This is a genomic window from Nocardiopsis suaedae (genome assembly GCF_027706745.1).
Taxonomy (GTDB): domain Bacteria; phylum Actinomycetota; class Actinomycetes; order Streptosporangiales; family Streptosporangiaceae; genus Nocardiopsis_A; species Nocardiopsis_A suaedae.
In genome coordinates, this window is record NZ_JAQFWP010000115.1 from 1 (window position 1) to 11141 (window position 11141).

Here is an 11141-nt window from a genome sequence, read left to right on the forward strand (position 1 = left end):
CGCCGTCGCCGGGCGCGGGCTTGTCCTCGCCCGTGTCGCCGCCGTCGCCCTTGTCCCCGCCGTCGCCGCCGGGGTTCTCGTCGCCGCCGCCGTCGCCGTCGTCGCCGCCCGGGTTCTGGTCATCGCCGCCGTCGCCGTCGTCACCGCCGGGGTCCTCGTCGCCGCCGCCGTCGCCGTCGTCGCCACCGGGGTTCTCGTCGCCGCCGCCGTCACCGTCGTCACCGCCGACCGGGTCGCCGGTCACGCTCACCTCGGTGAGCACCGGGGTCGACTCCGGGTCACAGGTGGTGGTCGTGGTGGTGCCGTCCTCCTGCACCGCGACGAACGTGACCCCGGACGGACGGTAGGTGATGGAGCCCGGCCGGGTGAGCTCACGCTCCCCGACCAGCCCGTCGTAGTTCCACCCCTCCGTCTCCGCGAAGGGGTCCTCGGAGCTGCCCGACCAGGTGGTCTCCAGGTGCTCCTCGGGGCCGGCCGCGGCGTCGCCGGTGCTGGTGACGCGCCCCGTGACGGTCATGGACGTGATCGGGCCCGCCCCTTCGGCCGTCCAGTAGACGCCGCCGTCGAAGCCGCCCGCGTGCATCAGGGTGTCACCGGTCGCGGCCTGCCCTTCCATGGCGCTCGTCTCGAAGAACCAGGAGAGCGTCGCGGACTCCTCGTCACCGAAGCCGCTCGTGCAGGTGTACGCGACCTCCGTCAGGGCGTCGTCGACGGGGGCGTCCAGCGTCTGCGGCGCCTCCGGCGCCTCCGGCCCGGCACCGGCGCCCGACTGCGCCTCGGGGGCGTCGTCCGCCAGGGCGGGGCCCGCGCCCAGGGCCGCGAAGGCGAAAACGGCGAAGCCCGCGGTCATGCGGGTGGTCATACGCGACACGTTCGTTCGCTCCAATACGTCGGGGGATCGTCCGCCTCCGCGGGTTCCGGGAGCGCTTCGGGAGGGCCGAAGGTCCGGAGGCTTCACGTCGGTGCGGGGGCCGACCGCGCGCAGCTGCCGACCCGGGGGCGCGTGAGCGGGCGCGCCGTCGCGGAGGCGATGGGATTGCGGTGACTCTAGCAACCCCCGCGCATTTCGGAACAGGAAGGGACGAACTGCGCCGATGGGGCCTCCGGTGACACTCCGCCACCACTGGGAGCGGCGCTTCCGGTGTTTTCGCAGTTACCTTCGCGAATCCCACGCTCAGTAACGTGACCTGCGGTGATACCGACCCGGTGAGGTCGGCGGGGTTTACATGCCACCCCAGGGAGACCGTTTCCGGCCATTCCGCCACGTGGCGTCCATGTATCCGGAAATAGGCGAGGGCGGCGGGGAATCCCCGCCGCCCTCGGCCCCGGGGCCGTCGAGCCCCGCTCACACCCCGTTCAGGCTCCGTCAGGCCTCGGTGTCGGCCGCGGCGCGCTTCTTCTTGCGGGCGAAGAACATCGCCGCACCGCCGCCGCCGACCGCGGCCACCGCCGCGGCCACCATTCCGCCGAGGGCCGCACCGGTCACCGGCAGCGAACCGCCCTTGTCACCGTCGGCAGAGCCGCCGTCGCCGGGCGCGGGCTTGTCCTCGCCCGTGTCGCCGCCGTCGCCCTTGTCACCGTCACCGGGCTTCTGGTCGTCGCCACCGTCGTCACCGCCGGGGTTCTCGTCGCCCCCGCCGTCGCCGTCGTCACCGCCCGGGTTCTGGTCGTCACCGCCGTCGCCGTCGTCACCGCCGGGGTCCTCGTCGCCCCCGCCGTCGCCGTCGTCACCGCCGGGGTCCTCGTCCCCGGGGTCCTCCGGGTCCTCGGGCTCCTCCGGGTCGGGCTTGCCGGAGACCTCCACGCTCGTGATCTCGGCGTCGCCGGTGGGGGTGCAGGTGGTGACCCAGTGCTCGCCGTCCTCGAACAGGAGGCTCGCGACGATCTTGCCGCCGCTGAACACCAGGCTGCTGCCGTCGCCGGCACGGGTGCCCGCCGGCTGCGACGGGTACTGCCAGTCGCCGCCCTCGGTGCCCTCGGTGAAGGCCTCCGGGGCCGCGCTGCCGTTCCACTTGCTCTGGAACGTGAGCCTGTCGTCGGTGGCGGCGCCGCCGGACAGGTCGACCTCGTGGCGGACGAGCACGCGGGTGACGTTCCCGTGGTCGGTCTCCGGGTAGGCGTAGCGCCACTGCGAGTTCCCCAGGGCGGCGACCTGCTCCCCGGGGTCGAAGGACGAGCCGTTGGTGACACCGAACTTCCACTCGATGTCGCCGCTCTCCTCCCAGCCCCCCTGCGACGTGCAGTGGTAGGCGATGTCCTTCGTGATCGGCTCGGGCTCCGCGGAGGCGGGGGCCGCACCGAGGGCGGCGAAGCCGAACACCGCGAAGCCCGCGACGATGCGGGGGGCGGTACGCGAATGGGTCGTACGCGACACGATCTTGCTCCGATTCGGAGTCGGGGTAGGGGATTGCCTCGCGCACCGGGGATGTGGGAGGGGGCGGTGCACCATTGGCGGCACGGGCGCCGGCGGGGGCAGGATCGGGCCCGGGTTCCAGGGGCACCGGGGCGGCGGGCGTCCGCGGCCTCCGCGGTGCTCCCTGCGATGCGCCGAACGCTAGCAACACCGCCCCTCCCGGGGACACCACCGGAACGTGAGGGCACCGGCACCCCCTCGGTGTCCCTCGTCACGGGAAATAACCGGCCGGAACGGGGAACCGAATCGGCCCGAAAGCCGCACCTGCGCCCCCGCGGGCGCCCGGAACCGCTGGTCGGCCACGCTGCGTACGTCAAAACCGAAATGATCTCCCCCTGAAAACGCGAATGACCTGCGTGGCCGGATCCGGCCACGCAGGTCATTCGCACGGAGGGTGACGGGTCGGCGCCTGCGCGGCGCCGCCCCGAGGCGCGCTACTCCGCCCCGTGCAGGGACTCCACCATCGTCGAGAGCCGCCCCATCGACCGGTCCAGCGCCCGCACCGCCTCCACCGTGCGCGGGTCCGGGTCCCGGTCCGCGGTGACGATCAGCTCCCGGAGCTGCTCCAGGTTGGTGCTGACCTCCGCCATGCGGTGCGACAGCCGCCCGGTCAGCGACTCGGTCTCCGACCCGGTCTCCTCGCCGAGCTGGCGCCGCAGCAGCCGGGCCTGGTCCCGCAGCCGCTGCTTGGTCTGGAACAGCTCCACGAAGACCTCCACCTTCGACCGCAGCACCCACGGGTCGAACGGCTTGGTCAGGTAGTCGATGGAGCGCGCGGCGTACCCCCGGAAGACCTGGTGCCGGTCGACGCCCACCCCGGTCAGGAAGATGATCGGCACGTCCCGGGTCTTCTCCCGCTGCTTGATGTGGGTGGCGGTCTCGAACCCGTCCATCCCCGGCATCATCACGTCCAGCAGGATGACCGCGAAGTCGTCCTCCAGCAGCGCCTTGAGCGCGCCCTCCCCGGAGCTGGCGCGCACCAGGTTCTGGTCCAGGGAGGCCAGGATCGCCTCCAGGGCCGTGAGGTTCTCGTCGCGGTCGTCCACGAGGAGGATGTTGGCCTTCTGCGCCACGTCCACTACTCCTGCTCTTCGGTGCCGTCCTCGCCGGAGCCGGGCTCCAGCCACTTCTGAATCACGTCGAGCAGGTGGTCCAGGTCCACCGGCTTGGTGACGTAGTCCGACGCGCCCGCCTCCAGGCTGCGGTCCCGGTCGCCCTGCATCGCCTTCGCGGTCAGCGAGATGATCGGCAGGTCGGCGAACTGGGGCATCTCCCGGATGGCGCGCGTGGTCGCGTTGCCGTCCAGCTCGGGCATCATGATGTCCATCAGGACGACCTCGACGTCCTCGTTGGCCTCCAGCTTCTCGATGCCGGTGCGGCCGTTGTCGGCGAAGAGCACCTTGAGCCCCTGCGCCTCCAGCGCGCTCGCCAGGGCGAACACGTTGCGGATGTCGTCGTCGACGATGAGGACGGTGCGCCCCTTCAGCGCCTCCCGCTGCTCGGTGTCCGGCGCCGCCTCGCCCTCCTCGGCCGCCTCCGGCTCCGGCTCGCGCAGTACCGGGACCGGGTCGCCCGCCGGCTCGGGCTCGTCTTCCAGGGCCGGCAGCACCGCCAGGTCGGCCGGGGAGTCGGGCACCTCGGGGGCGGAGGCGTCGGTCAGCGGCTCGATGTCGGCCGTGTCCGGCGCCTCCAGCGGCGGCACCGGGTCCAGCGCCTCGGCCATCCGCTCCTCGGCGCCCTCGGGCAGCCGCACCGGCAGCAGCAGGGTGAAGTTGCTGCCCTGGCCCACGGTGCTCTCCACCCGGATCTCCCCGCCCAGCAGCCGGGCGAAGTTGCGGCTGATGGACAGCCCCAGGCCGGTGCCGCCGAAGCGGCGCGAGGTGCCGCCGTCGCCCTGGTGGAACGCCTCGAAGATGACCTGCAGCTTGTCCTCGGGGATGCCGATGCCGGTGTCGGCCACCGAGAACGCGATGACCTCCTCGTTCTCCCCGAACAGGTCGAGGTCGGCGTCGTCCAGCGCCCAGGCGGGGCGGATGAGCAGCCGCACCTCGCCCGAGGAGGTGAACTTGACCGCGTTGGACAGCAGGTTGCGCAGGATCTGCTGGAGCCGCTGCTCGTCGGTCCACAGGTCGTTGGGGATGTCCGGGGACACCTCCACCCCGAAGGCCAGGCCCCGGTCGCTGGTCAGCGGCCGGAAGGTGGCCTCGACGTAGTCGACGAGCTGGCCGATGGCCACGTCGGCGGGCTGCACCTCCACCCGGCCCGACTCGACCTTGGCCAGGTCCAGGATCTCGTCGATCAGCTCCAGCAGGTCGCTTCCGGCCTTGTGGATGGTCTGGGCGAACTCCACCTGCTTGGAGGTCAGGTTCTGCTCGGTGTTGTCGGCCAGCAGCCGGGCCAGGATCAGCAGGCTGTTGAGCGGCGTGCGCAGCTCGTGCGACATGTTCGCCAGGAACTCGGACTTGTACTTGGAGGAGACCTGGAGCTGGTGCGCCCGGTCCTCCAGGGAGCGCCGCGCCCGCTCGATCTGCCGGTTCTGCAGCTCGATGGCGCGGTTCTGGCTGGCGAGCTGGCCCGCCTTGCTGTGCAGCTCGGCGTTCTTGCGGCGCAGCTCCTCCTGCTGGCGCTGCAGCTCGTTGGAGCGCTCCTGCAGCGCGATGGTGAGCTGGCGGGACTGGGCCAGCAGGTACTCGGTCTTGGAGTTGGCCAGCACCGTGTTGATCGTGGTGCCCAGCAGGTTCACCAGCTCCCGCAGGAAGTTCAGGTGCACCTCGCGGAACTCGCCGAAGGACCCGAACTCCACCACGCCCAGGACCCGGTCCTCCGACACGATGGGCAGGATCGCCAGGCTCAGCGGCGGGGCCTCGCCCAGCCCCGACTCGACGTGCACGTAGTCCGCCGGGACGTTGATGACGATCTGCTCGCGCTTCTGCGCGACCGCCTCCCCGGCCAGGCCGACCCCGCTGCGCACCCGGCGGCGCCCCTCCTCGGGCTGGAAGCCGAACCCGGCGTAGAGCCGGTACACGCCCTCGTCGTCCTCGTCCTCGGGCAGGTAGCAGGCGCCGTGCTGGGCGTCGACCAGCGGTGTCACCTCGGTCATGATGAGGCGCGCCAGCTCGTTCAGGTCGCGGTGGCCCTGGATGCGCGCGGAGATGCGGGCCAGGTTGGACTTGAGCCAGTCGTCGTCGCGCTGGGCGGCGGTGGTCTCGCGCAGGTTGGCGACCATCAGGTTGATGTTGTCGCGCAGCTCCAGCATCTCCCCGCGCACGTCCAGGTGGACGTTCTGGGTCAGGTCGCCCGCGGTGACCGCCGCGGCCACCTCGCCGATCGCCCGCACCTGCGTGGTCAGGTTGGAGGCCAGCTCGTTGACGCTGTCGGTGAGCTGCTTCCAGGTGCCCGAGACCCCGTCGACCTTGGCCTGGCCGCCGAGCTGGCCCTCCGAGCCCACCTCGTGCGCCACCCGGGTGACCTCGATGGCGAACGCCGACAGCTGGTCCACCATGGTGTTCACGGTGTTTTTGAGCTGCAGCATCTCGCCCTGGACGTCGACGGTGATCTTCTTGGTGAGGTCACCGCGGGCCACCGCGGTGGTCACCTGGCTGATGTCGCGGAGCTGGTTGGTCAGGCTCTGCGTCATCGAGTTGACGTTGTCGGTCAGGTCCTTCCAGATGCCCGACACGCCGCGCACCTCGGCGCGGCCGCCGAGGGTGCCCTCGGTGCCCACCTCCCGGGCCACCCGGGTCACCTCGTCGGCGAAGGAGTCGAGCTGGTCGACCATGGTGTTGATGGTGCCCTTGAGCTCCAGCATCTCGCCCTTGGCGTTGACCGTGACCTTCTTGGTCAGGTCGCCGCCCGCGACGGCGCGGGTGACCTCTGAGATGTTGCGGACCTGGTAGGTCAGCGAGTTCGCCATCGAGTTCACGTTGTCCGTGAGGTCCTTCCAGACCCCGGACACCCCGCGCACGTGCGCCTGGCCGCCGAGGGTGCCCTCGGTGCCGACCTCGCGCGCGACGCGGGTGACCTCGTCGGCGAAGGAGTCCAGCTGGTCCACCATCGTGTTGACGGTGTCCTTCAGCTGCAGCATCTCGCCCTGGACGTCCACGGTGATCTTCTTGGTGAGGTCACCGCGGGCGACCGCCGTGGTCACCTGCGAGATGTCCCGCACCTGGTTGGTGAGGTTGTCGGCCATGGAGTTGACGTTGTTCGTCAGGTCCTTCCACGTGCCCGAGACGCCCTTGACGTTGGCGCGGCCGCCCAGCTTGCCCTCGGTGCCCACCTCCCGGGCCACCCGCGTGACCTCGTCGGCGAACGTGGACAGCTGGTCGACCATGGTGTTCACGGTCTCCTTGAGCAGCAGCATCTCGCCCTGCACGTCCACCGTCACCTGGCGGCTCAGGTCGCCGCGGGCGACCGCGGTGGTGACCGTGGAGATGTCGCGCACCTGGGCGGTCAGCCGGGAGGCCATCTGGTTGACCGCCTCGGTCACGTCCAGCCAGGCCCCGGAGACGCCCTCGACCTCGGCGCTGCCGCCCAGCTTGCCCTCGGTGCCCACCTCCCGGGCCACCCGCGTGACCTCGGTGGTGAACTTGCTCATCTGGTCGGCCATCCGGTTCACCGACACCGCCAGGCGGCGCAGGTCCCCGTGCAGGTCGCCGCGGCGGCTGGTGAGCTCGGCGCGCTGGGACAGGTCGCCGCCGGCGACCGAGTCCAGGATCCGCGCCACCTCGGTGACCGGCTCGCTCACCTCGTCGAGCATGTGGTTCAGGGCGCGCACGCTCTTGCCCCAGGCGCCGCGCGCGGGGCTCACCGAGACCCGCTCGGTCAGCCGCCCCTCCTCGCGCACCACGTCGCCCACCCGCTGCAGTTCGCTGCTGAGCTGCTCGCAGTGGTCGAGGACCTCGTTGAACACGGCGGCGATCTCTCCCGCCTTGCCGTCGGCGCGGTGGTTCAGCCGGACGCTGAAATCACCGTCGCGCATACTGTAGAGGGCGCCGAGAAGCTCATCCATGTGCTCTTCCGTCGCCGGCGCCCGGGTCGCCTCGGGCATCGATCCCCTCCTAAGCGCTGCGTGCGGGGCCGCGGGCCGCCGCCCGCGCCACCGCCGCCGGGGGGAGCGGGGACGCGGGGTCCGCGGTGGTCACACCGCGCGGCCGGGCTGCTCGGCACAGGGCCGTTCTGCCATGATGACTTGCGTTGTCTCCTACTGTGCCCACGTGAACGCGTTTCCGACACCGCTGGGGGCCGGTAGTGGGCGAGATGGGGGTATGGGTGAATCATGCGGATGCGGCACCAGGGCTCGTCCGCCCGTGACCGACACTGAAGGAAACCGTACGGCTTCACAATGCCACATGACGCGATGAGGGTCGCCCACAGGGAATTCCCCCCTGTACCGGAGGCGGCGGGAGACGCCCGCGTGTTCGTGCGGGAGACGCTCGACCAGTGGGCGGTGGGGCGGTCCGCCGACGACGCGGTGCTGCTCGCCAGCGAACTGGTCACCAACGCGGTGATCCACGCCGAGAGCCCGCTGGAGCTCACCGTGCGGCGCCTGCGCGGCGCCGTCGAGGTGGTCGTGGCCGACCGCGTCCCCGAGCGGGCGGTGCCCCAGGCCGGCCCGCTGACCGTGGACACCTCCCCCTCCACCGACAACGGCCGCAGCGGCGGGCTCGGGCTCGCCCTGGCCGCGGCCATCGCCTCCTCCTGGGGCGTGGCCTACAGCAAAGAGGACAAGGCCGTCTGGTTCCGGGTCATGGACACCGACGACGCGCCCGACGCCCCGCTGGCCCCGCCCGAGCCGGTGCGCCCACCGCGCCGCCGCGCCCCCAGGCCCGGCCCGTGGGCGGCGCTCGACGCCGCGCTGTCGGCCCGGCTCCCCCTGCCCGACCTCCTCGACCGCACCGTGGAGTACGCGCGGTCGGCGCTGGGCGGCGACGCCGCCTACATCTCCCTGGCCACCACCGACGAGACCGAGTGGGAGGTGCGCGCCGGGGTCGGGCTCACCGACGGCCCCTGGCGGCCGTTCCGCAGCCGCACCGAGGAGACCTTCCCGTCGGCGGCCCCGGCGCCCGGGGCGGTGATCAACGACGACCTGATGCTGGCCCGCGCGCACCGCGGCCGCCTGGCCCAGGCGGGCATGCGCTCGCTGGTGACCGCCCCGCTCATCGTGGAGGGGCGCATCACCGGGCTGATCGGGGTGGCCTCGCGGCGCATCCGCCACTTCGGCGACACCGCCGCGCGGCGGCTGCAGGAGGGCGCCGACAAGATGGCGCTGCCGGTGGAGCGCGCCCGGCTGGCCGAGGTGGAGCTGCAGCGGCGGGCGTCGCTGAGCTTCCTGGCCGAGGCCAGCGACCTGCTCACCGGCACCCTGGACGAGCCGCTGACCGCGGCGCTCGCGGCCCAGCTGACCACGTCGCGGCTGGGCGACTGGTGCGCGGTGCACATCATCAACGACCTCGGGGTGGGCCGGCTGGCGCACGCGGTGCACGCCAACGAGAACTACAACGACGTGCTGCGCACCCTGCTGTCCACGCTGCCCCCGCGCGAGCAGCACAGCCCGCGGCCGCTGTGGAACCGGGAGATGGTGGCCGCGGCGGGGCTGGAGGACGAGCTGAGCATGGAGCTCGCCGAGAGCCCGGCGGTCAGCATCCCGCTGGTGGCGCACGGCCGCGAGCTGGGCCGGATGACGCTGGGGCGCCAGGCCGAGGCCGACTTCACCCGCGAGGACGTGGACGTCGCCAACGACCTGGCGCGCCGGGTGGCCTCGGCGATGGAGAACGCGCGGCTGTACGCCGGGCAGACCGAGATGAGCGAGGCGCTGCAGCGCAGCCTGCTGCCGGCCAAGGAGAAGGAGCCGGAGATCCCCGGCGTCGACCACGCGGTGTTCTACCGCCCGGCCGACGAGCGGACCGTGGTCGGCGGGGACTTCTACGACGTGTTCGCCACCGACGGGCGGTGGTGCTTCGCGATCGGCGACGTGTGCGGCACCGGCCCGGAGGCGGCCGCGGTGACCGGCCTGGCCCGGCACACCCTGCGGGCGCTGGCGCGGGAGGGGTACTCCCCGGCGCACATCATGCACCGGCTGAACCTGGCGATCCTGGACGAGAACACCTCGACCCGGTTCCTGACCATGCTGTACGGGGAGATGACCCCGGTGGGCGGCCCGGGCGAGGGCATGCGGCTGCGCCTGGTGTCGGCGGGCCACCCGCTGCCGATCAAGCTGGACCGCAAGGGCGAGGTGCTGCCGGTGGGCACGTCGCAGCCGCTGCTGGGGGCGTTCGAGGACGTCGACTTCTTCACCGAGACGGTGGAGGTGACCTCCGGGGACGTGCTGCTGGCGGTCACCGACGGGGTGACCGAGCGGCGCAGCGAGACGAGCATGCTGGGCGACGAGGGGCTGACGGAGATCTTCTCGGCGTGCAACGGGCTGACGGCGCAGGCGGTCATCGTGCGCATCGACCGCGAGCTGGAGGAGTTCGCCCCGGGAGGGCACACGGACGACACGGCGATGCTGGTGCTGCGGTTCCTGTAGGGGCGGCCGCAGGTCCGCCGCCCCTCGCCTCTCCTGCCCTACCGCCCCGTCAGGCGCCCGTGCCCTGCCGCCTCAGAGCGACCTCAGGCCCGCCTCAGACCCGCCTCGGCCCATTCGCGCAGGAGCCGGTCGACGCCGACCCGCCGCCGGTCGGCGAGCCGCCGGATCTCGTCGAGCAGGGGTTTGGGGAAGGCGACCGGGATGATCACCGTGGGGGCCGCATCGGTCGGCGTCCCCGGCTCGGACCGCAGGATGTAGGCGCTCTGGTCGCTCGCGTCGAACTCCTCGGCCAGGCGCTCGATGTCGATGGGCTCCATGTTCACACCCTGCCAGAGCCGAGTAGCTTCTATCCTGGAATCCGTCCGCATGATCGAGGAGGCTGCATGCCGCCGTCAGAGACGTTGCGACTTACGGCGAGGATCTGGCCGGAGGAAGACGGTTTCGTCATCCAGTGTGTCGAAAACGGTGTGACGACGGAGGGCGACACCTACGAAGAGGCCCTGAAGAACATCCAAGAGGCCGTCGAGCTTTACTACGAAGACGAGGACGTCGACTTCGACCTGATCCACCCCGAAGCCGCGGTCGTCCCGTTCGCCATTCGGCTGAGCGCATGAGCCCTCGCGCGAAGCGCCTGTCCAGCAAGGCGCTGATCAAGCTGTTGGAGCAGGCGGGGTTCGACCCCGTGTCCACCCGGGGCGACCACTACAAGATGCGGCGTGCCGGGCGGACGGTCGTCGTGCCCTCTCGGGCGTGACCCACTCCGTATCGGCACGCAGAAGTCGATCCTCGCGAAAGCCGGGTTGGACGAGGACGACCTTCCCTGACCTGTCCGGCTCACAGCCAGCCCATCTCCCGGGCCTTGGCGGCGGCCTCGTGGCGGGTGGACGTTCCCGTCTTGCCGATGGCCGACGACAGGTGGTTGCGCACCGTCCCCCCGGCCAGGCCCAGGTCGGCGGCCGTGTCCGCCACCGTGCGGCCGTCGGCGGCGGCCCGCAGCACGTCGGCCTCGCGCGGGGTCAGCGGGTTGTCCCCCGCCATCAGCGCCGTCGCGGCCAGCGCCGCGTCGATGCTCTTGCCGCCCGCGTGGACCGTCCGGACCGCCTCGGCCAGCTCCTCCACCGGCGCGTCCTTGGCGACGAAGCCGCGCACGCCCGCGTCGAGGGCCCGCCGCAGGTAGCCCGGGCGGCCGAAGCTGGTCAGCAC

Annotated in this window: 9 protein-coding genes; 3 read left to right on the forward strand and 6 right to left on the reverse strand. The window is 72.0% G+C overall.

From position 1 onward, the window contains the following. The 4 genes from O4U47_RS30660 to O4U47_RS30675 form a co-directional block, all read right to left on the reverse strand. On the reverse strand, positions 1–862 hold an 862-nt coding region (locus tag O4U47_RS30660), incomplete at its 3' end, for a hypothetical protein (protein WP_270681494.1). Between the two features lie 504 nt (positions 863–1366). Beyond that, entirely contained in the window at positions 1367–2374 is a 1008-nt protein-coding gene (locus O4U47_RS30665) for a hypothetical protein (protein WP_270681495.1), read from the reverse strand. A gap of 473 nt (positions 2375–2847) precedes the next feature. Further along, on the reverse strand, positions 2848–3486 hold the full coding sequence (locus O4U47_RS30670; RefSeq protein ID WP_270681496.1) for a response regulator: 639 nt from the start codon (positions 3484–3486) through the stop codon (positions 2848–2850). 5 nt (positions 3487–3491) lie between these two features. Next, positions 3492–7460, reverse strand: a complete 3969-nt coding sequence (locus O4U47_RS30675) for a HAMP domain-containing protein (RefSeq protein WP_270681497.1) — start codon at positions 7458–7460, stop codon at positions 3492–3494. Between the two features lie 309 nt (positions 7461–7769). Between O4U47_RS30675 and O4U47_RS30680 the strand changes: the two genes are divergently transcribed. Beyond that, positions 7770–9938 (forward strand): SpoIIE family protein phosphatase, encoded by a 2169-nt coding sequence (locus O4U47_RS30680; RefSeq protein ID WP_270681498.1) that lies wholly within the window; start codon positions 7770–7772, stop codon positions 9936–9938. Positions 9939–10021: 83 nt separating this feature from the next. Here O4U47_RS30680 and O4U47_RS30685 read toward each other — a convergent pair whose 3' ends face one another. Beyond that, entirely contained in the window at positions 10022–10255 is a 234-nt protein-coding gene (locus tag O4U47_RS30685) for a hypothetical protein (RefSeq protein WP_270681499.1), read from the reverse strand. A gap of 66 nt (positions 10256–10321) precedes the next feature. On the opposite strand from O4U47_RS30685, the gene O4U47_RS30690 reads away from it, so the two are divergent. Together O4U47_RS30690 and O4U47_RS30695 are read left to right on the forward strand one after the other, a co-directional pair. Further along, the gene (locus O4U47_RS30690) at positions 10322–10552 is read left to right on the forward strand and encodes a type II toxin-antitoxin system HicB family antitoxin (protein WP_017622837.1); all 231 of its coding nucleotides are present in this window, start codon (positions 10322–10324) and stop codon (positions 10550–10552) included. Further along, entirely contained in the window at positions 10549–10692 is a 144-nt protein-coding gene (locus O4U47_RS30695) for a type II toxin-antitoxin system HicA family toxin (protein ID WP_270681500.1), read from the forward strand. The genes O4U47_RS30690 and O4U47_RS30695 overlap by 4 nt, the downstream gene beginning before the upstream one ends. An 80-nt stretch (positions 10693–10772) precedes the next feature. Here O4U47_RS30695 and O4U47_RS30700 read toward each other — a convergent pair. Beyond that, the coding region (locus O4U47_RS30700) for a response regulator transcription factor (protein ID WP_270681501.1) at positions 10773–11141 on the reverse strand (369 nt) is incomplete at its 5' end.